This is a genomic window from Nodularia sp. UHCC 0506 (assembly GCF_034931045.1).
Classification (GTDB): Bacteria; Cyanobacteriota; Cyanobacteriia; order Cyanobacteriales; family Nostocaceae; genus Nodularia.
In genome coordinates this window covers 157,358-178,239 of sequence record NZ_JAYGHH010000007.1, presented here as the reverse complement: position 1 = coordinate 178,239, position 20,882 = coordinate 157,358, and the positions used below count along the sequence as shown (strand labels likewise).

The following is a 20,882-nucleotide window of genomic DNA, read 5'->3' as shown; positions in this document are numbered from 1 at the left end:
TGGTGAACCCATTGTAAAAGTTCCCCCTGGTATCTGCACCATTTCCAAAGAAACACCATTTCCTAAATCTTCTGCAAAATATCTGGCTTGCAGGTTGCGGCGGTTGGTGATATTTCCCTGTGCATTCACCGTCACAGTTTCAAATGAAAAGGTTTGTAAGCTATTTGTGGAAGCAGGCGACTGGGGGACGGGAGTTTGCACAACTGGTGGAACAGTTTCACTTGTCACCGGAGTTGTAGTAGTAATATCTCCAGAATCAGAGGGAAATAACAACCGATTCCCGACAAAAGTTAAACCAAATCCTCCAGCTAACCATCCCGCCGTTTTAATTACCCGACGGCGTGACAAGTTAGGTGGTTGTGGTTGTGTTCTTTGCTGTAGTCTTGGTTGTGGTTGTCGTCGTTGTGGCTGTGACGGCTGGAGGGCTTGCAACGCTTCCCCTGCTGAAAAATATCTGTCTCGAAAGTGATAACTCACCATCTTATTTAAAACACCTGCCAATTTGTCACTGACATTTGCCCAATTGCGCCAAATCACTTCGCCATCGGTGGGGTCTTTTGGTAGTTCGTGGGGTTGTATTCCTGTTAAAGCAAAAATTCCCAACATCCCCACTGCATAAACATCACTACATAATTTTGGTTGTCCGGCTGCTTGTTCACTTGGCATATAGCCATGAGTTCCAATGGCAACACTAACACTGGTTTGACCTTGGGTATTCACCATCATGGTGTTAATTTCTTTAACTGCACCAAAGTCAATTAACACTATCTTCCTATCTTGACGGCGACGCATTAAATTCGGCGGTTTGATGTCGCGGTGGATGATATTTTTTTTGTGAACTACTGCTAATACTTCCAAAATTTCCTGTAAGAGTTTGGTGACTTCCTTCTCACTCAACCGTTTACCAGGAATGATTTCTTTGCTTAAGTCCTGTCCATCTACAAATTCTTGGACTAAATAAAATTCACCTTGTTCTTCAAAGTGGGCAAATAGTCGCGGTATCTGCTCGCTATCATTACCTAAACGATATAAAACTTGCGCTTCGCTATCAAATAATCTTCTAACAGTTTGTAATACTGTGGGGTCGGAGTTGGGTTTGAGGTGTTTGACTACACACTTGGGATGGTTGGGTAAGTCTATATCTGTTGCTAAATAGGTGTCACCAAATCCGCCACTTCCCAGTAGGTTGATGATTTTATAGTGATTACGGAGGATTGTACCAGTCGTAGGCATGGTTTTTGACTTGGCGCTGGGTAATTCAGCTTTATTGTGCCAAATTTATCGGTAATAAAGCAAGTTATTTTGGTAACACAGAGAAAGGCTGACATAATTACACCTACAAATTGAACACCTATAGGAATCCGGTTTGATTTATGAAAAAATTAAGTATGGTAGGGTGCGTTAGGATGAAATCCGTAACGCACCATTATTAAGGTCAGGACTTACGGAAAATTATGAAAAAACGAACCACAAAGGACACAAAGGACACTAAGTTGAGAGGGTTTCAGAGAGTTCTTGCATAAGTCCTAAAGGCTTTGGTGCGTTACGCTACCGCTAACACACCCTACGTGTTTGTTCAATAATCAAATAGGAGTCCTATAGATACAATTATCAATACCTTTACCTTGGTCTTTGTGCGGAGTTTTGCTTTGAAGTGTGATTTTTAAAGAATTATGGGACACTCCTAACTGGATAATCAAGTTGTGTTAGGGTGTGAGAAATGATTCCAGAATTTGAAGGAAATGGTAATTTACCATCAGGGGTGCATTGGTGTTCCAACATTCCCACCCAATCTGTATAAACTCGCAACAAAATAGGTAAAACATCACGTCCCTCAGTAGACAACATGGCATTAGAGATTAAATTTGGCACTCTTGGTTTAGAATTAATCCCAATTATCTCGCAAATCAATGATTTACAACAATTAAAAGCAGTTCAACAGGCGATCAAAACTTCAAAGACAGTTGAGGAATTAAAACAAGTTTTGTAATAAAAAATATTGCGAGTGGGCATCTTTGCCCAGCCCACAACATGGATAATTTATTTCTGGGAAATCTCTAATAAAGCAAGTACCAATCAAAGCCTTTTGACTTTTGACTTTTGACTTTTGACTTCGGAGCGCAGTGACGCCCCTTCCGCCTTGCGGTTAGAATCCCATTGCTTTAGCTACTGCACCTAATTCAGCATCAATGCCTTGTTTAAATTGGCTGTGACTGTGCTTAATGGCGGTATCTGGGTCTTTTAAACCATTCCCAGTCAGAACACATACCACTGTCGCCCCTGTGGGAACTTGGTCTTTAACCTGCAATAATCCAGCTACAGACGCAGCGCTGGCGGGTTCACAGAAAATACCTTCTGATGATGCCAAAAGTCTATAGGCATCCAAAATTTCTTCATCGGTAACGGCTTTGAAGCACCCTTGACTAGCTGTTTGAGCGGCTATGGCTTTATCCCAACTAGCAGGGTTGCCAATGCGGATAGCTGTGGCTACAGTTTCAGGATGAGAAATGGGGTGTCCATTCACTAAGGGGGCTGCACCTGCGGCTTGGAATCCCATCATCCGGGGCAAGCGATCGCACTTCCCGACTTGATGATATTGACAAAAACCCATCCAATATGCTGTGATATTTCCCGCATTACCCACCGGGATACATAACCAGTCTGGGGCATTACCCAAAGCATCTACAACTTCAAATGCTCCGGTTTTTTGCCCTTCCAAACGGTAGGGATTGACGGAATTAACTAAAGTTATGGGATAGCTTTCTGCCATTTCGCGGACAATTTCCAGGGCGCGGTCAAAGTTGCCTTTAATTGCTAAAACTTCTGCACCATACAACAAAGCCTGTGCTAATTTACCCAATGCCACATAGCCATCTGGTATCAAAACAAAAGGCTTCATCCCGCCACGTTTAGCATAAGCTGCTGCGGCTGCTGAGGTGTTGCCTGTACTGGCACAAATTACCGCTTTTGCCCCAGCTTCTTTCGCTTTGGTGATTGCCATAGTCATACCCCGGTCTTTAAAGCTACCAGTGGGGTTAAGTCCATCGTATTTTACAAACACTTTTACTTGTCTGCCAATGCGTTGTGCGATCGCCGGCACTGGAATTAAAGGGGTATTCCCCTCCAATAAGGTGACAACAGGCGTTTGTTCACTAACAGGTAAGTACTCACGATAGGCTTCTATCAGTCCGGGCCAGGATTGGCGATTAGATTTAGCAACAGACAAACTCACAGTCACAGGCTTTAAAAGTTTTTAACTAAGGATTGGGGATGAGGGGGCGCTGCATGGGCAAAGGCAAAACCAAATTTTTCTTTTTTAGTTTTTCTTGCTAGGTTTTCTATTTTAGAGGAATATATCTATGTTTAATGCTAATGTCTCACTGATAATATCATTGTCTGTGTCTCAGTTCTGAGTGAAGAAGCAACAGGGCATAATTTCAGTATGGAACACAATCCACATAATTACAGTCACTTATAGATACACCAATAACTCATTAGGTTATGTGATTGAAAATATACAAGTATTTAACAAAACTTAACCTTATATTATTGTAATATTTACTAAATGGTGTGAGTCGATTTGTAGATTTTTTTTAACAATGCCTACTTATTCATCTAGTGTTTCCGAACGTCCCGCCCAGACTCTCTGGGTTAGCGATGTCACAAATTCCTATTATCAAGATGACCAACAAGCGAAACTAAAGCACCTGCAAGCAGAGGTAGATTCTCTATTGCAGCAATTGCAAAACCTTAAAGAAAAAAGACTATCGGATAATCACCCAGAATAATTAAATAATTTACAGCGATCGCTTGTAGGCGACAATTAAAAGACTACTACTCAAAGCGCTGATTTTTTTCTGACCAACGCTTGAGGCTGTAGTTATGGGCATTCTCTACCAACAATGCTAGAGATTGACTATTAGATAGCTTGGCGATCGCTGTCAAAGTTTGTTGAGAATTATTTTGAAAATCTGTATAAAAAACCTTACCACTATCCGACAAAATCAGGGTGCGAGGACGAGACTGATTGTTCTCTGATTTCTGAGTATCCCAGTTGATATCCTGCAAAGAAGCGATCGCATCAGCTGAGATAGTCAGTATCATTTCTGGCTGAGTATCATTTGTTAAATCAATCATTTGTAGCGGCCAATCACCTAGTTGTCCTTGAATCTGCCAGAAGCCAGGAACATCACCAACAGGAAGTTGAGCAGTTTGTTGTAAGGAACGCCACATAATTGGCAATAGCGCCTCTACTGCTTGGGGATTTTGTTGATACAGCGTTGTCATGGTAATAGGAGATGGTTGCACCCATTCCAGCACGGACTCACTCAAAGCTAAAGGTTTGCGTCGGAGAGAATTATTCTGATCATGAGAAATTGGTTGCCCAGCCGCCAATAATTGCAAAACCCCATTTTGCCACCGCACACCTTTAATAGTAGCGGAACTAATTTGCTGTTCTCCTTGTGAGTTCCAGACCAGAATTTGAATAACTGGATTAACATTGATTCCCAGAGTTGACCAGAAAAACTGAGAAAGAGAATTTTTAGGAGGTTGTAAATTGCTAAAAGGAGAACTCTGCCACTTTTTACCGTCATAAAAAGTATTTACCTCCACCCGATACCAAGTTTGACCTTCTGGGAGTGTGAGGTCTGGGTTGCTATCTGACTGCAACCATTCAGAAGAATTAATTTTAGTCATGGGTTGCACCGCACCCATAATTTGACTACGATGAATCGATATTTGCTCCTTTGCCACCTCGCCGTGCAGTTGTGGTAACAAATTTTGAATATAAACAAGATTGGCTTGAGTAATTTTCGGTTGGGACTTTAACCAAGAATTAGCACGTTTTTCCCCTCGTTGCGCTGCTAAAATTAGAGTCGCCCAAGCTTGTACATCTTTTCTCGTCGGATTAACTCGCAACGCCGCCACTGTGCGATTCCACAAACGCCCGGTATCTGCTTTCAATAGGTTGGCGATTTCTTGGGCATTTTGCGGCGATGCAGTAAATACCTGTAAAGCCTTTGCCCAACGACCATCAATCAATTCTGCCAAGACTTGCTGACTAGGACTAGCCCAACTGATATTGGCTTGTGCTTTAGTTAATTGAGAATGCAAGCGAATCACATCAACTTGCGCTTGGGCGGTTGGGGGGAAAACTCCTGTTTGCTGTTTCTCGATGAACTGTAACCATTCAACAGCAGGTGTCCATAATCCACTACGAGCAATTAATAAAGCATCTTGATAAGCAGAATCCTGAAATTCTGGTATTTTTAGGGATATCTCAGCCAATTGAATGGGGTTGAGGTAAAAATTAGTAGATTGAACTTCGTACACCCTTAATTGGGGTTCTAAACCGACTGTTTGATCAATAACTAGCTCCTTTGCACCCCCACCAGTCACCTGTTGCCATTGGGGTGTTTTTCCATTGGGGTTTTGCCAAGATAGCAATTGTTGTAAGTTCTGGCGTTGGGGATTGTAATAGATAATGTAACCGTAAGCGATCGCATTGGTGTCTTGTTGACGCAGACCCCACAAACTCAACCAACTCCCTGGTGATAGTGCGTCAGTCCCCAAATATTGAATTTCAGTTAAAGGCAGACGAGGATTATTATCTTTGTGTTCTAATGCCGGATCAATCAAGGATTCGTCTGGCGCAGTGATGGTTAATTGAGCCGCCAAATGATAGGTTTCTGACTGCGACGTTAATTCTCGGTCTTCTGAAGGTTGGTAAACTCTCAATTCCACAATTTCTTGACAATCAGACTTACAGTTAGCACGCTGCTGCAAAATTGGTAATAAAAATGAGCCTTTCTCGTCATCTAAAGGGATGAATTCCCCGGCTGTTTGTTGTTTACTCAAACCATCTTGAATTTGTTTGCGGCTTTGAGGGCGTTCCCTTTCAGTCAGAGGAATTTGCACCCATTCAGGGAGAAGTTCATTCAGCCAGCTTACCTGTTCAGGATGGAATATAAAGAGAATGCTCAACCAGATAAAAGCAATGATTAATCCAGCGCTGCTCAACAAAAGAGCGATCGCTAACGTTGACCATAGCCAACCTCGTTGAGACTTTTGCCGAGGCTGTGACAAGACACGTTTGTTTTTATTTGCCTGAGACTGATTTCTTTTAGAAGCTTGTGGCGTTAGCTTGCGCCAGCGATTTGCCATTTTAGTTCTTACTTAAGCCAGAGAGTAGGTTTGTGTTTGATATTGTTCCTTTTATACTCCCGCTTTGTCAATGTTGCCTAGAACTTATCCATCATTATGCCACTAATGGGATCGTCAAGAGTAATGAAACCATTACCAATGACCATTCAATATCAGCTAAACTATTTTTCTGGCTACGAATAATAAAAGAGGTTTGGCTAATCACCAAACCTCACTATAAATCCAGTGCATAACAACATCCCGGATTAATGTACCTATTATTTTACTACTTGGTCATCTTCCTATGGGATGTGTCCAAATGTCATAAAAGCTGATAAGGTCTGATGCCGTTATTGCCAGCAATACCTTTTATCTAGCAGTTGTGCCGAAGCATTGATCAAAATATAAGCAAAATAAAAGACGGGTTTTATCCCGTCGATATAGCTTGAAAGTGGCAATACACCTTGGAATTTAGAAAAATAGCAAAAATAAAATTTAATGGGTTGTCAGGAAAGCAGATTATGTCAACAAAAGGAACAGCTAATTTTGCTGAATTCCGTGTTTTAATCAGAGTCAATCCTTGCACTGCTCATGAATATATCACATAATAAATTTAATGCGTTGCCATTTTGGCAGATACTCAAGAATAAAATTGCAGGACTGGCTCTTGCTCTAAGTATAAATGTTAAAAGCTTTTGGGAAATTTATGCAATTGCCCCAAATTTTTTTGGCAGTTTTTCGCCAAAAATACATATTGTTAAAAATATCACAAAGTTACGGGCATATCTACCGGATCATCAAAGTCAGGGATAAATGTATGAAAAACAACTTCAATATAGTTATAATTAAACTGTAAGACGAATATAAAAACCATATTTAAACTGAAATCAATTTTTTGGGCAAGACTATTGACTGTCATATTTGAGAATTTTGCAATTCCATTCCCTATTAGTAGGTGAGTGCGGAAGAAATTTTGCTAATTTTAGGCAAATCTCAAATTATTTATTGTACAGGTGAAATCCAAGTATTAATCGTTGGTTATTATCGCTGGAATAAGCAGTACGATTAAATTTTTACTAATTTTGTTAATATTTTTAGATGTTACAAGAGAAACATAAAAGCGAAACAAAACTCGGTTGGTCTTTGGATGAACGAGATCCAAAGTTCATTGAATCTTTAATGCCCTTATTGAGCTTTTTATATAATTACTACTTTCGAGTTCAGACTAGTGGTTGGCATCATATACAACCCGAAAAAAAAGTCTTGTTCGTCGGTTCTCACAATGGAGGACTGGTAGCTCCCGATATGTCAATGATGATGTACGACTGGTTCCAAAAATTTGGGTTTGAGAAACCTGTCTACGGTCTGATGCATCCCCATGTTTGGCAATTTATCCCTGCAATCGCCAAAATAGCTGCCAAGAGTGGCGCAGTTATGGCTCATCCAAAAATGGCTTACGCTGCTTTGCGTTCTGGGGCGAGCGTATTAGTCTATCCTGGTGGAGCAGAAGATGTCTTTCGACCACATCACTTGCGTAATCAAATTTATTTTGCCGGACGGCAAGGATTTATCAAGTTAGCGCTACGGGAAAATGTCCCGATTGTACCTGTAATTTCTACTGGCGCTCATGATACCTTGATTGTGTTGGCTGATATCTATAAAATTTTGCGACAACTCCATGAATGGGGAATGCCCTGGTTGTTTGGGGTTGATCCGGTAGTTTTTCCTATTTATCTGGGATTACCGTGGGGATTAGGAATTGGGCCTCTTCCGAATATCCCATTGCCTGTACCTATTCAAACGCGAGTGTGTAAACCCATTGTATTTGAACGTTATGGTCGGGAAGCGGCTTGCGATCGCCACTATGTCCATGAATGCTATAAATTAGTTGTCAATCAGATGCAGCAAGAGTTAGACGAGTTAGTTAAACTCAGCGTTAAGAGCTGATTTACAAAAGCAATGGCAAAATTTTTGCTTACACTTCTTGTAGTACAGATTCAACAAACGGAACATCAGAGAGGCGCACCAGGCGCAGAGGTTAGACTTTGAGAAACCAGTTTTGGCGATACATGAAATAAGCAATTGCTAACCAAAATAAAACGGTGACTAGGGCGAATAAGAATGAACCGTTGAGAGTACCCGCCCACGATGGGAAAATCTTTTGGTAAATCAAATAATTAAGGAAGCAATACTAAAATAATAGTACACATATTCTAGTGGGCTATCTTTGTCCCTTACGAACCATCCCTAGTCCATACAGGTATAACTCAGTAACTGTATAAGTACGAGGAGGCGGATCTTTGGGACGAGAGCGTTCGGTAAGAATACCAGCTTCCAGCATCATATCCTTGATGCGCCGGGCTAATTCATCATCTTCAACTTTCCAGATTTCAGTTAACCGATCTTCATCAATAGGAGAGCGTTCACCTTGGAATTTGTCTAAAAATTCTATCAGTTCAGGGTATTCATTCCTCACTTCGGTTACACGTTGGTGAGACACATAGGGAAAAGCATCAATCAATGCTTTTGGACGCAAAGTTATCTCAGAACTATATTCTGTAGTGAAATCTGTTTCCTTTTTCACTGCTTCTTCTAAGAGCAATATCAAACTGCGTGGGAAACAATTATTATGACCGTCAGCGATACGGGTGCGAACCCAATTATAAGTGTAAGCCTTTTTTGTCCGCCCCATTCTTTCACCCCAGAGAGGATAGAGACTTTGGCGCAATTGTTCCAGCCCAATTATATCGAGTCGCTCGACAGTCACACCCAAGGTTTTTTCTAAAAATTTGCTCAGAGAGTCAGAACTTTTAAGAGCTTGGCGAAGTACAAGCCGCCAGAGATCAGCTTCTTCCCAACGTAGCTGAAGTGAACGTCCACTGTAATGTCCTGTATTAGTAAAGTTGAGTTGATTCCAAATATCTTCACGTAAAAATATCTTGGGTACAATCTGCTTGAAGTTTGTTCCACTTTCCAACCACCAAGCCAGCAATGCTTCTAAGGATCTTCTACGTCGCTCATAATCTTCTTCAGTAGAACCAAATCCAGCATCTAGTTCATCGTAAAGTAACCATATTACTAGATTTTTCTGCTGTAACCATCTGTCAATTAAACGCAATTCATCTGATGCTTGTGGGCGCTTAGTTGGTGATTGTGAGCGTTCTACTAGCCATGAGATAATTTCAGAATGTGCAGGGTGTTCTTGATTACTTAATGCTACTAATTTCTCATCTAAATTGGAGAGTGAACGTAATTCTCGCTGATGATTGCACAATTGCAAAAGAGCATAATTGAGCCAAAAAAGTTGCCATTCATTTTCACCAACTTGTTGTTCATAACTCTTTAGATCAAAACTGTTCAGAATTGTACCTGATACTCTAGGCTGACCATGACCTGGAATAAAATGAACATGAGCTAAATTAACATCAGATTGAGCTAGTTCTTTTGCAGCATCTGATTTTTCTACAAACAGTCTAAACAATAGGCTTTTACCTGTTCCTTTAGCACCACGAATTAACCAAGTTCTGTTACTTAAAAATCTAGGAAAATCCTCTGTACGTTGAAATATAGCCGGAATATCATTTGGTTTTAGTTCTTGTGCTGTAGCTGCCTGAAACTGTAGCTCTCTCAGAATTTTCCTGCGCTCATCAACTGTTTTCTCTGTAATATTAGGCTTAACATCTGGATCTGGCAAGCTAGCATCAATAATGTCAGAAAGAGGTAAATAAGCATCTAGTAAAGTCTTAGGTAAATTGTTGACTAGACTAGACAAAGTTACAATATTGGGATTATAGAGAACTTCATAATAAAGTTGTCCGACAGTCATTTCATCTGGTAAACCCCAGTTATCTTCAATCCAATTTTCAACTTTATTTATCCAAATTTGATGCTGTTCAGATGCAACTGCTGGTACAGGTGTTAAAAGAAATCTTACATCAGGTTTATTTTGATATTTTTGTTGTTTACGAGCAGCTTGTACAACCCAACGCAGTCCCTCAAAACTTTGGTCAGTTGGTGAAAAACAAATTATAGCCGTATCAGCTAAATCAAATAATGCGATCGCACCTACATCATTAAATCCTGGACGAGCGTCAATTAAAATTACATCTGGTTCTAATTGCTGTTTAATATCTTCTATAAGTTGCTTAACTGCATTTTTTCCAGACCTGTAAAAAGAGCGCATATCCAAATCAGCTAACCGATGAATATAATTTTCGTCATACTCCCCTACAGGAACTAAAAAAAGTTCGCCACGAGTTTGTAAATTTATCTGTTGGATACAATCACAAATATTAGGAACATCTTGGTCAGGTGTTAAGGAGCGTTGATGTAGATAATCTAAAACTCCCAATTTTTCTTCAGTAGTATTTTCAATATCCTGCTGAAACATAATTGAAATTCCAGGAGCTTCTAAGTCAAAATCTACCATCACCACGCGACGCTTACGGGTTGCTAGTATACCTGCTACTACTCCTAAAGCTGTGGAACGACCTACACCTCCTTTAAAAGAATAAAAAGTCACAATGAAAGGTTTTTTAGTAGGAATATCTTCATCTACCTCCACTGATTGATCAGGTTCTGGAGCCATTAAAATATCTGACCAAAGAGGTAATTGTATATATTCAGGAGGTTGCTCTGTCGCTTCCTGGGGAGTTAGTAATTCATAGCCAGCAATGGGATATTGACCAAGATTTAAATTAGAGTCAATATTTGTTAGTAAGTTATCTATTTGTTGCTCACGTTCAATTAAAAATTTACCTTCAAAGATTTTAGTAACGATCCTAAGTTTTAGCCAACCTAATGAAGTCTGTTTAACACTGACTGTTACCTGTTCATCTTCACCGATTAAATTTTCTGTTAAAGATTTCTGAATAACTTCAGGTATTAAGGTTATATTCTCCATTATGATGCCTCATCTTGTTTAGCTAAAAAAAATGTGTGTAAAATTTTTACTGCTTCTATAAATTCCTTACTACTTTTTTCATCACCTGCTTTGTCGGAATATCTTAATTCATCATTACGCCAAACTGAAGATACTAAATTCCAGGCTCGTTTATAAGTACCAGTTCGATCTAATTTTATACTGCGTTGAACAAAAGTCAAAGCATTGAGTAAGTTTGTTAAATTATGCAGACTAGCAGCTTGTAGTCCTTTCTGAAAACATTTTGTATCTTTAAAGTTAGTTTTACCTTCTTCATAACATATAAGAGATTTTAACGCACATTCAACTGCATAACCTCCTAAATAAGTAGCACCTGTCCAACGTTTTTGGTCATGCAAACTTAAAGCATCTTCTAGGCGACGACGAGAAGCACCTAATTGGCACTCTCTATGATAAGTATCCATTCAACAATGAACCTTTATTTATAGAATGTAAATTAGTCAAATAATTTTATTATTTTAGCTAAAATCTAGCCTTGTATAAGTATTAAAAACATGAGAGTTACAAGAATTTATACAGTACAAGAAGAGTATGGATAAATTAGAGGCAGAGGCGCAGATAGAGGCAGAGGCGCAGAGGTTAAACTTTAAGAAACCAGTTTTGGCGATACATGAAATAAGCAATTGCTAACCAAAATAAAACGGTGACTAGGGCGAATAAGAATGAACCGTTGAGAGTACCCGCCCACGATGCAAAAATGTTTTGGTAAATCCAATTGTAGGTGCTGATGGCGGTTTCACCTGTGCCGATTTTAGTTCTGACTAAGATTTTAATTAATAAAATGGATGCTGTGAAGAGGGCGATCGCATTTAATCCCATTATTTCAAAAGGTTTACTCCACCGCTTTATCTGTCGTACTTCAACTAGTTCATAGCAAGCTGCTAACAATAGTAAAGCCCAACCACTGCTAAAGACAACATAAGAACTTGTCCACAGTTTTTTGTTGATGGGGAATATCCACCCCCACGCCCAACCGATAATTAAGCAACCAATACCAAATAATGCTAACCCTATGCTAGTACGTGTCATTACTGACTGCTTGCGTATCCATTCCCCTGTAAAGTAGCCAGCCAGAACATTAACAATAGCCGGAATGGTGCTAAATAACCCCTCTGGATCTCCTAAATTTTGATATCCGTCACCTGCATACAAATGCGCTTGGGGAATAATTAAACGGTCAATATAAGCGGCAAAGTTACCTATGCGAGTCAGTACACCTGCGCCATATTCAGGAACGGTGACATACATCATAGTCAGCCAATAGCAGATGAGTAATACACCTGCTAGTATCCATTGTCCTTTGCGTGGTAGTTTAAAAACTGCGATCGCAGCTAACAAGTAAGTTAAACTAATACGCTGTAATACTCCCATAATACGGATATTACTTAAATCAAAAGTCCAAATTCCCTGATTCCAAAAGCCATTAAGTAGCAACCCCAAACCAAAGAGGATAGCGACGCGGCGGAAGATACGCGAGTAAAATTTTTCGGTATATTTTGATAAGGAGAAAGACATGGACACACCAACAATAAACAGAAAAAAGGGAAATATTAAGTCTGTTGGTGTACAACCGTGCCAATCTGCATGGGCTAGGGGAGGGTATACTTCACCTGCTACTCCTGCCATATTGACTAAAATCATAGCAGCAATGGTAATACCGCGAAAAACATCCAGTGAGGATAAGCGCATAAAGGTAAATTTATTTTAATGAATAGTCCTAAATTCTTCTACTTTGCGCCTTTGCGTGAGATAAACCAACTAATAAAATAACTCACAATGCAACTAGCACCCCTATTTCCGTGGATTTATCGCCTTCTCCAACCGAGTTTTCCTAATTGTCTTTGGAGTGGTAGTCGCTATAATAAGGCGATCGCACTCACCTTTGATGATGGCCCCCACCCGGAATACACACCCCAAGTATTGGCTGTATTAGACCGTTACAATATTCAAGCTAGTTTTTTCTGTTTGGGTGCTTGTGTCAACCATTACCCAGCTATTGCCAAAGCAATATGCGATCGCGGACACTGGATCGGATTGCATGGTTATGATCATCGTTCTTTTCCTACACTTTCTCCAAATGATTTGCAAGACAGTTTAGCAAAAACTCAACTGGCAATCTCTAATGCTTGCGACTTGACACCCGAACAAGTATGCGACGTTCGACCCCCCAATGGTTTATTTACACCCCAAACCTTAAAATTATTCATTAAATGGAAATACCGCCCAGTCATGTGGAGTGTTGTACCAGAAGACTGGGTAAGGCCAGGAATAACTACTGTAGTCCAAAGAGTTCTCCAACAAGTGCAGAACGGTTCACTAATTGTTTTGCATGATGGTAATTGTGGTGGACAAGATGTTGCAGCCACAATCCAAACACTAATACCGCAATTACTACAGCAAGGGTATGAATTTGTGACTATTGATCATCTCTGGCAGCAAAATCAAGCCAGCTAGTATTTCACCGCCAGTAATGCTGAATTAGGAAATACCAATTATTGACGCTGCACTTTTTCTTCTTGAGCAACTTTGGTTTCTGAATTGTTAGCTATGGCTGGCTCCTCAGTACCCAACAAACTTTGTATTTCACTTAATGAGCTTGGTTCAATTACAGGCTTTTCTAATGAATCATGAATATCTTCAATTAGGTCTTCGACTTGGCAATTCAAGGCTTTGCAAAACCTAACGATTCTTTCAATATGGTCTGTCCCAGTCCTACCGCTTTCCCAATTTTGGACAGTGCTTTCAGTCACGCCTACAAGACGCGAGAGTTCAAGCTGGGTTAGCCCTGCCTTTTCACGAAGCAAAGCGATCCTTGGTTTTGGCTTCTGTTTCACAGCTACAGCACTTTTATTCTATCTATAGTCGTATATTCTATCACCAAAGAAACAAACTCTAGAAAATTACTCAGAAATTTTTGTTGGCACTATACATAAGGATGGAAAAATTCAAAAATATCCCAGAAATTATCGTATGGGGGGCAAGAATGCTCGATAATGCCCAAGGACGGGTAAAGATTCCTAGCCCAAAAGATGGAATAATCTATTTTCTGGTATTCCCACACATAGAGTTTTAATTATTTTATCTCTCAGCTAAGTTGTAAAATATACGATAAATTTCATTGATGATAGAAATTCAAAAAAGTTAGCCTGCACGGAAAACACGAAAAACGAATAGTTTTCAAACCGTGCAGGAAGTTTGATAAAAATTTTTCGAGGCGCGGGTTTGGTCGGGATGGTTCCTCGACTGATCGTCACCTATAGTTTGTAACTAGTACACTACGGCGTAAATAAACAGACCATTCAAAATCCATGAAAAGCCCATTTTATAAGCTTTTTAATTTTTGACTTTTGACTTCCGCCTTGCGGTACTAGTCCCTGGAAAAATTATCCATTCTGACATCCTTCCAAATATCGGAAACCTGCCAACCTGAATTACCCACTGATTGGATGATGGGATGAGTCCGTAAAGGAATATAGTTAATTTCTCCATTTTCTATATATTCTTCATATTCCTCAACAATAGGTTCGGGAATATGAGGAGTTTCTACTGTCAAACCTTGTTCTTCAGCTTCCTCCATCAGCTTAATTTTGTCGAGGAGAAGTTTTTCAGATTTTTTGATTAGTTTCATGTTAATTTCAATGGTTGAAAAACTGGACATTAAAAAAACGAAAATCTTTAATACTGATTTTGAAAGACGCTAGTGTAGTCTTACAAGAATCTTTAGAGAGATCCGTAAAAAGTTATTATTAACTTTGGTGTGAAAAAAATTACCTGGCAAACACTATAGCAAAGCAATTATACTGTAAATTTTCACGCATTGATCACAATCTTCAGAAATAGTTTCTAAAATATAGGACTCCTATTTGAATTTTGATAGCTTGCGTGGCGTAAGCCATACAAAACGACCTATTCCCTGTTCCCTGTTCCCTGTTCCCTAGCTCTACGAGTAAATATGGCTACACCACGCTACGCGAACATAAACCAAACCGGATTCCTATATGTAGAATTTTGACAGGCTGAAATCCTATGTTTTTAAGTATTTGAAACTTTAGTTAATTAAATTTTATACAGTAAATTTGAATTATCCCCTAAAAATTGACATCATTAATACGCCCCTCCTAACTTCTGGCCTGCGGTGCTAGTATATCTCAGTGCCTTAACCAGTGCCATTTTGACACATTAATCTCCTGAGTATCCGCTATTTATCTGAATATCAGAATAGAATAGGAGTGGAGCCTATGTGCCAAAGTCATAACTATTTAAAGGTAGAGGGCTGGTAACAGCTAGAAAAACTCTCACCAAATCTTTCTAAATCTATTGATTGAATTTAGGGAAAATAGGCAAAAAACTCTGCTTAAATTTACGAATATGGACAAAAAGGAAGCAATTCCAGTTTCATTAAATAGATTTAAGTAAGTTTATCTAGCGGTTAATAGCTGGTCACAAAAAATTAGAACCACAAAAAACTGTCTTTGAAGTAGGCTTGTAGCATCTCAACGCTTGTAATATTTTTATGACTTCCTTGATTCGCTTCTTAATGTGCGCCCCTGATCACTACGATGTGGACTATGTAATTAATCCCTGGATGGAAGGGAATATTCACAAGTCTTCGCGCGATCGCGCCGTAGAACAGTGGCAAAAACTCCACCACATCCTTAAACAACACGCCATTGTCGATTTAGTACCGCCCCAGATTGGTTGGCCTGACATGGTATTTACCGCCAACGCTGGCTTAGTACTGGGGGAAAATGTTGTTCTCAGTCGATTTCTGCACAAAGAACGTCAAGGAGAAGAACCTTTTTTCAAAACTTGGTTTGAGGAAAACGGTTACACGGTTCATTTATTGCCGAAAGACTTACCCTTTGAAGGTGCTGGAGATGCACTTTTAGACCGGGAAGGACGTTGGTTATGGGCTGGATATGGTTTTCGCTCAGAATTAGATTCTCACCCTTATTTAGCTAAATGGCTAGATATTGAGGTGCTATCCTTGCGCTTAATTGATGAGCGCTTCTATCATCTAGATACTTGCTTTTGTCCTTTAGCTAACGGCTATTTATTGTATTATCCCGGCGCTTTTGATGCCTATTCTAATCGCTTAATAGAAATGCGAGTTGCGCCAGAAAAGCGGATAGCAATTACCGAAGCTGATGCAGTCAACTTTGCCTGTAATACGGTGAATGTGGAAAGCATCGTGATTATGAATAAGGCCAGCAATGCTTTAAAAACACGTTTAGCAGATGTTGGTTTCCGAGTCATTGAAACGCCTCTGACAGAATTCCTCAAAGCCGGTGGTGCGGCTAAATGTCTCACACTGCGAGTTACAGAACCATTGCACACAGAAATTCATGCTAATGTCTCGGTCGAAAGCCGAGTGATTCGTATGGAAGGTCATTTGCTGGACTCTGGTTTGATTAACCGTGCGCTAGATTTGATTGTGGATACTGGTGGAAGTTTCCAAGTGATGAATTTTAACTTGGGAGAACAACGCCAAAGTACATCTGCTGCTGAAGTACGCGTTTCAGCCCCTTCTCATGAGGTGATGGAAGAAATCATCTCGCAGTTAATTGATTTAGGTGCTGTAGATTTACCCCAAGATGAACGAGATGCTAAATTACAGCCTGTAATTCAAGCTGGGGTAGCTCCTGATGATTTCTACGTCAGTACGATTTATCCTACAGAAGTGCGGATTAATGGTGAATGGGTGAGGGTGCAGAATCAGCGCATGGATGGCGCGATCGCAATTACTCAAACTGCCAATGGTTTAGTCGCTAGATGTAAAATCCTTCGGGATTTAGAAGTGGGTGACAAAGTAATTGTTGATGTACTCGGTATCCGTACTATCCGCAAAACAGAATCCCGTGAACAGCGTAATTCTCAAGAATTTAGCTTTATGTCCTCTGGGGTTTCCAGCGAAAGACGTGTGGAAATTGTGGTGGAACAGGTGGCCTGGGAATTACGTAAAATTAGGGATGCTGGTGGTAAAGTAGTTGTCACTGCGGGTCCCGTGGTGATTCATACTGGCGGCGGCGAACATTTGGCGCAACTGATTCGGGAAGGATATGTACAGGCGCTCTTGGGTGGGAATGCGATCGCAGTCCACGACATTGAGCAAAATATGATGGGAACGTCCCTTGGTGTGGACATGAAGCGGGGTGTAGCCGTCCGTGGTGGACATCGCCATCACCTCAAAGCCATTAATATTATCCGCCGTTTTGGTAGCATTGCTAAGGCTGTGGAAGCGGGAGTAATTAAAAGTGGCGTGATGTATGAATGTGTTTCTAATAACATACCCTTCAGCCTCGCTGGTTCCATTCGGGATGATGGACCTTTACCTGATACCCAAATGAATTTGATTCAAGCACAGGAGGAATACGCCAAACTGATTGAGGGTGCGGAGATGATTTTGATGTTGTCATCAATGCTACATTCTATTGGGGTAGGAAATATGACTCCGGCTGGGGTGAAGATGGTCTGTGTAGATATTAACCCGGCTGTAGTTACTAAGTTAAGCGATCGCGGTTCTGTGGAATCCGTGGGTGTGGTGACTGATGTCGGTTTGTTCCTCAGTCTGTTGATTCAGCAGTTGGAAAAGTTGACAAATCCATACATTGCTAGTGTAGGTTAAGGAAATAGATGTTCCTTATTGCGGACATCATTTACTTTATGGGTAATTTGTCCGCAAACTCCAATGAGTTTTAACTTTAGCTCCAAACTGTTCCTATGTTTTATGACCAGACGAAACCACAATAAGCTTATATGATTTAGTTCCTGAAATGAGTAAATCTAAATTATATGGTACAAGAAGATTCCTTAAAGTTTAGTATTCAAGAAATTGGTGCAACTTCTCAGCATTTAAAAACTGTCATTAACTTAGGTAATGCTAATTCAGAAACCCTTGGCTTTTTACCCTATGGAGCTTTTGAAAGACTAGCGGACGAAGGTCGTATTATTGGTTTTATTGTTCCAGAATTAGGTTGTGTGGGATATCTGCTTTATGGTATTAGTCGTCGTAATTACAGAGTAAAACTTACCCATCTTTGTGTAGATAAAAATTGGCAAAAAAGAGGAATAGCCAAAAAATTACTCCAGTATTTAAAAAATAAAACTCAACATTTATACGGTATTCTTTTATCATGCCGTCGTGATTATAATTTAGATGGAATGTGGGCAGCACTTGGTTTTGTGGCTCCTCATGAAAGACCAGGAAAAAGCAAAGAAGGCAGTATTTTAACTGAGTGGTGGTTAGATTATGGTCATCATAGTTTACTCACTAATCTGGCCTATCAAGAAACTGAATCTAGATTATGTGTTGCTATTGATGCTAATATTTTCTTTGATTTAGTAGATGATGAAAAGTTTGATGAGGAAGGAAAAGAGTCTAAAGTTCTAATTTCTGATTGGCTAGATTCAGAAATAAAATTATGTTTAACTGACGAAATTTTAAATGAAATTAACAGAAATCCAGACAGTAGAAAAAGAGAAAAATTACGTACAGCAAGAACTCATTTTACAAACCTTCCTTCCACCCAAAAAGAATTTGATAAACTATGCCAAACTATACGTAGATTTTTTCCTGAAAAGATGACTCCTAGTGATGAATCAGATTTACGTCAAATCGCTAGAGTTATTAGCTCTCAAATTAATACTCCTTACTTTGTTACTAGAGATAAACGTTTATTAGGTATTGAAGAAGAGATTTATCAAGAATTTAATTTGACCATTATTCATCCCATTGATCTAATTATTAAATTAGATCAATTACGTAGAGAAAATGAATATCAACCAGAGCTTTTAGGTGGAACTAATATCAAAGAAAAGCGCATTCAGAGTAAAGAGATAGATTCAATAATTGACCTCTTTTTATGTTATTCTCAGGGTGAAAAAAAACCAGACTTTAGAAAAAATATTCGCAGTTTAGTTTCAAATACTAAACAAATTAAAGGTTTTACAGTTAGTCAAAATGAAGAATTTATAGCTCTGATAATCTATGATAGATCAGAAGATAGAGAGTTAAATATTCCGGTTTTTCGATTCAGAAATACTAAAATTACTCCTACTCTTTTACGACGGTGTATTTTTGAATGTTTCTCAACTGCTGCTAGTGAAAATAGAGAATTCACCAGAATTACTGAAATATACTTGGATGATACAACCGTTAAAGCACTGTCTGAAGATGGTTTTTTAAAGACTAAATCTGGATGGTTAAGAGCTAATTTAGCTATTTCAGAAAATGCAGTAGATATTTCTTCGTATATTACTAACTTGTGTAAACAATCACCTAAAGTTTATGACCAATATCTTCCATTTGCAGATATTTTATTAAATCAAGATTTACTTCAAAAACCAGAAATCATGGCAGATATTGAGAGAAGGCTTTATCCTGCCAAAATTACTGATGCTGAAATTCCTACTTATATTATTCCTATTAAATCACGTTGGGCTAAAGAATTATTTGATAAAGAATTAGCAGAAGAAGGAATATGGAGAGCTAAAGAACAATTAGCACTGAGACGTGAGGTTGTTTACTACTCTTCAAAGCGAAAAATGAAATATCCAGGAAGAATTTTATGGTATGTTACTCCATCTCCTGACGATAAAAATAGTTCTGCTATTCTAGGAGCTATTAGAGCTTGTTCTAGACTAGATGAAGTAACAATTGGTAAACCCAAAGATTTATATAAAAAATTTAGAAGATTAGGTATTTACAGTTTTCAAGATGTTTTAAAAGCTGCTAATAACGATTTAGACAAGGAAATAAAAGCTGTTAAATTTAGTGATACTGAATTATTTGAAAATCCTATAAAATTTGCAGAAATAAAAATAATACTAAATCGATCTATTCAACTTCAAAGTTCTATAGAAATTTCTCCAGAAGAATTTAAAATGTTATATAATAGAGGAAATTCAATGTCTATATAAAATAAAAATGAGTCTCATGTCTCCAAATGTACTTTTAATATCTATTCACTATGAATACGCTAATATGATATTTGAGGGTAATAAACAAGTTGAGTTTAGGCGTGTTAGACCTCGACATCTAAGTGAAGGTGATCTAATTCTTGTTTATGCAACATCTCCTGAAAAAGCATTGTTGGGAGTGCTTGAAGTAGAAAAAGTTGTGGAAATGTCTCCTAATAAGCTTTGGAATATTGTTAAAGATAAAGCTGGTATTAACCAAGAAACCTTTCAAAAATACTACAAAAATTCACAAATTGCTTTTGCTATTTTCTTTAAAAACCCGTTCAGTTTTGATTCACCAATTACAATTGAAAAACTAAGAGAAGAGTGGAAAGATTTTCGACCACCACAGTGTTATCATTATTTAAAAGATAGAGAGATAAATTTTATCAAATCAATGACAAAATATGATATTCTAGCATTATCTAATAAGTGTAGAGGTTATCAAACTGAACTATTGCCTCAAGTTTAAAAGATAAATATATTTTTATATATTACTTTGATAACAGGACAACCAGTGGTACTGTTGAAGGAATTAATAATAAGCTCAAGCTGATTAAACGTTCAGGGTATGGATTTAGAAACTTTGAAAATTTCCGAGTTAGATGCTTATTGAATTGGCATTTTACTTAATATTTTAGCATAACAAGTACCGAAGAGCCCTTTTGTTTGAGTTTAAAGCTATTACACTAAGATGTAAACTCGTATCCCTTAAATAGTATGAGTGAAACCTTGGCTGATATTGCTATACCACCGCAGTTTCCTGATCATACTCAACTACCAGAGTCTGATGGTACGTTTGTGAAAAATTTTCAAGAACATCCCCAAAGCATAATTA

Annotated in this window: 16 protein-coding genes and 2 pseudogenes; 9 read left to right on the top strand and 9 right to left on the bottom strand. The window is 38.8% G+C overall.

All coding sequences use genetic code 11. The features are described from left to right. Both VB654_RS07790 and VB654_RS07785 read right to left on the bottom strand, forming a co-directional pair. The coding region (locus VB654_RS07790) for a serine/threonine-protein kinase (RefSeq protein WP_323213094.1) at positions 1 to 1,233 on the bottom strand (1,233 nt) is incomplete at its 3' end. Positions 1,234 to 1,671: 438 nt separating this feature from the next. Continuing rightward, positions 1,672 to 1,848 carry a hypothetical protein gene (locus VB654_RS07785; RefSeq protein ID WP_323213093.1) on the bottom strand — a complete coding sequence of 59 codons (177 nt, stop codon included), beginning with the start codon at positions 1,846 to 1,848 and terminating at the stop codon, positions 1,672 to 1,674. Here VB654_RS07785 and VB654_RS07780 point away from each other — a divergent pair. Continuing rightward, a complete protein-coding gene (locus VB654_RS07780; protein WP_323213092.1) occupies positions 1,847 to 1,990 on the top strand; it encodes a hypothetical protein in 144 nt (47 codons plus the stop codon). The two genes, VB654_RS07785 and VB654_RS07780, sit on opposite strands and share 2 nt — an antisense overlap. Positions 1,991 to 2,146: 156 nt before the next feature. On the opposite strand, the gene thrC is transcribed toward VB654_RS07780, so the two are convergent. Further along, positions 2,147 to 3,238 carry a threonine synthase gene (thrC, locus tag VB654_RS07775; RefSeq protein WP_323213091.1) on the bottom strand — a complete coding sequence of 364 codons (1,092 nt, stop codon included), beginning with the start codon at positions 3,236 to 3,238 and terminating at the stop codon, positions 2,147 to 2,149. A gap of 361 nt (positions 3,239 to 3,599) precedes the next feature. Here thrC and VB654_RS07770 point away from each other — a divergent pair, with 361 nt between their 5' ends. Next, entirely contained in the window at positions 3,600 to 3,788 is a 189-nt protein-coding gene (locus tag VB654_RS07770; protein WP_323213090.1) for a hypothetical protein, read from the top strand. A 46-nt stretch (positions 3,789 to 3,834) separates the two neighbouring features. Here the strand turns inward: VB654_RS07770 and VB654_RS07765 are convergent, their stop codons facing one another. Further along, the gene (locus VB654_RS07765; protein WP_323213089.1) at positions 3,835 to 6,165 is read right to left on the bottom strand and encodes a hypothetical protein; all 2,331 of its coding nucleotides are present in this window, start codon (positions 6,163 to 6,165) and stop codon (positions 3,835 to 3,837) included. Between the two features lie 1,077 nt (positions 6,166 to 7,242). Between VB654_RS07765 and VB654_RS07760 the strand changes: the two genes are divergently transcribed. Further along, positions 7,243 to 8,091 carry a lysophospholipid acyltransferase family protein gene (locus VB654_RS07760; RefSeq protein ID WP_323213088.1) on the top strand — a complete coding sequence of 283 codons (849 nt, stop codon included), beginning with the start codon at positions 7,243 to 7,245 and terminating at the stop codon, positions 8,089 to 8,091. A 274-nt stretch (positions 8,092 to 8,365) separates the two neighbouring features. Here VB654_RS07760 and VB654_RS07750 read toward each other — a convergent pair whose 3' ends face one another. The 3 genes from VB654_RS07750 to VB654_RS07740 all read right to left on the bottom strand — a co-directional run bounded on the left by VB654_RS07750 (position 8,366) and on the right by VB654_RS07740 (position 12,775). Next, positions 8,366 to 11,047 carry a ParA family protein gene (locus VB654_RS07750; protein WP_323213087.1) on the bottom strand — a complete coding sequence of 894 codons (2,682 nt, stop codon included), beginning with the start codon at positions 11,045 to 11,047 and terminating at the stop codon, positions 8,366 to 8,368. Further along, a complete protein-coding gene (locus VB654_RS07745; RefSeq protein WP_323213086.1) occupies positions 11,047 to 11,490 on the bottom strand; it encodes a hypothetical protein in 444 nt (147 codons plus the stop codon). The genes VB654_RS07750 and VB654_RS07745 overlap by 1 nt, the downstream gene beginning before the upstream one ends. Before the next feature lie 175 nt (positions 11,491 to 11,665). Further along, positions 11,666 to 12,775: an acyltransferase family protein gene (locus VB654_RS07740; protein WP_323213085.1), complete on the bottom strand. Its 1,110-nt coding sequence runs from the start codon at positions 12,773 to 12,775 to the stop codon at positions 11,666 to 11,668. A gap of 87 nt (positions 12,776 to 12,862) precedes the next feature. Here VB654_RS07740 and VB654_RS07735 point away from each other — a divergent pair, with 87 nt between their 5' ends. Then, entirely contained in the window at positions 12,863 to 13,540 is a 678-nt protein-coding gene (locus VB654_RS07735) for a polysaccharide deacetylase family protein (RefSeq protein ID WP_323213084.1), read from the top strand. 38 nt (positions 13,541 to 13,578) lie between these two features. On the opposite strand, the gene VB654_RS07730 is transcribed toward VB654_RS07735, so the two are convergent. Both VB654_RS07730 and VB654_RS07725 read right to left on the bottom strand, forming a co-directional pair. After that, positions 13,579 to 13,920 carry a helix-turn-helix transcriptional regulator gene (locus VB654_RS07730; RefSeq protein ID WP_323213083.1) on the bottom strand — a complete coding sequence of 114 codons (342 nt, stop codon included), beginning with the start codon at positions 13,918 to 13,920 and terminating at the stop codon, positions 13,579 to 13,581. A 533-nt stretch (positions 13,921 to 14,453) separates the two neighbouring features. Continuing rightward, positions 14,454 to 14,714 carry a hypothetical protein gene (locus VB654_RS07725; RefSeq protein ID WP_323213082.1) on the bottom strand — a complete coding sequence of 87 codons (261 nt, stop codon included), beginning with the start codon at positions 14,712 to 14,714 and terminating at the stop codon, positions 14,454 to 14,456. 885 nt (positions 14,715 to 15,599) lie between these two features. Between VB654_RS07725 and VB654_RS07720 the strand changes: the two genes are divergently transcribed. From VB654_RS07720 to VB654_RS07700, 5 genes and pseudogenes are all read left to right on the top strand, one after another. Continuing rightward, positions 15,600 to 17,711: a TIGR00300 family protein gene (locus VB654_RS07720; RefSeq protein ID WP_323213081.1), complete on the top strand. Its 2,112-nt coding sequence runs from the start codon at positions 15,600 to 15,602 to the stop codon at positions 17,709 to 17,711. 167 nt (positions 17,712 to 17,878) lie between these two features. Next, on the top strand, positions 17,879 to 20,005 hold the full coding sequence (locus VB654_RS07715; protein WP_323213080.1) for a GNAT family N-acetyltransferase: 2,127 nt from the start codon (positions 17,879 to 17,881) through the stop codon (positions 20,003 to 20,005). Between the two features lie 16 nt (positions 20,006 to 20,021). Beyond that, positions 20,022 to 20,516 (top strand): ASCH domain-containing protein, encoded by a 495-nt coding sequence (locus VB654_RS07710; protein ID WP_323213079.1) that lies wholly within the window; start codon positions 20,022 to 20,024, stop codon positions 20,514 to 20,516. Between the two features lie 23 nt (positions 20,517 to 20,539). Next, a pseudogene (locus VB654_RS07705) lies at positions 20,540 to 20,677 on the top strand (transposase); the annotation flags it as partial. A gap of 87 nt (positions 20,678 to 20,764) precedes the next feature. Continuing rightward, positions 20,765 to 20,882 (top strand): annotated as a pseudogene (locus tag VB654_RS07700) (Uma2 family endonuclease); the annotation flags it as partial.

Bases quoted from the DNA above. Each gene is read 5' to 3' on its own strand.
- VB654_RS07785 (WP_323213093.1), bottom strand. From the start codon at position 1,848: ATGTTGTCTACTGAGGGACGTGATGTTTTACCTATTTTGTTGCGAGTT.
- VB654_RS07760 (WP_323213088.1), top strand. From the start codon at position 7,243: ATGTTACAAGAGAAACATAAAAGCGAAACAAAACTCGGTTGGTCTTTG.
- VB654_RS07750 (WP_323213087.1), bottom strand. From the start codon at position 11,047: ATGGAGAATATAACCTTAATACCTGAAGTTATTCAGAAATCTTTAACA.
- VB654_RS07740 (WP_323213085.1), bottom strand. From the start codon at position 12,775: ATGCGCTTATCCTCACTGGATGTTTTTCGCGGTATTACCATTGCTGCT.
- VB654_RS07720 (WP_323213081.1), top strand. From the start codon at position 15,600: ATGACTTCCTTGATTCGCTTCTTAATGTGCGCCCCTGATCACTACGAT.
- VB654_RS07710 (WP_323213079.1), top strand. From the start codon at position 20,022: ATGTCTCCAAATGTACTTTTAATATCTATTCACTATGAATACGCTAAT.
- VB654_RS07780 (WP_323213092.1), top strand. From the start codon at position 1,847: ATGGCATTAGAGATTAAATTTGGCACTCTTGGTTTAGAATTAATCCCA.
- VB654_RS07715 (WP_323213080.1), top strand. From the start codon at position 17,879: ATGGTACAAGAAGATTCCTTAAAGTTTAGTATTCAAGAAATTGGTGCA.
- VB654_RS07765 (WP_323213089.1), bottom strand. From the start codon at position 6,165: ATGGCAAATCGCTGGCGCAAGCTAACGCCACAAGCTTCTAAAAGAAAT.
- VB654_RS07745 (WP_323213086.1), bottom strand. From the start codon at position 11,490: ATGGATACTTATCATAGAGAGTGCCAATTAGGTGCTTCTCGTCGTCGC.
- VB654_RS07770 (WP_323213090.1), top strand. From the start codon at position 3,600: ATGCCTACTTATTCATCTAGTGTTTCCGAACGTCCCGCCCAGACTCTC.
- VB654_RS07735 (WP_323213084.1), top strand. From the start codon at position 12,863: ATGCAACTAGCACCCCTATTTCCGTGGATTTATCGCCTTCTCCAACCG.
- VB654_RS07725 (WP_323213082.1), bottom strand. From the start codon at position 14,714: ATGAAACTAATCAAAAAATCTGAAAAACTTCTCCTCGACAAAATTAAG.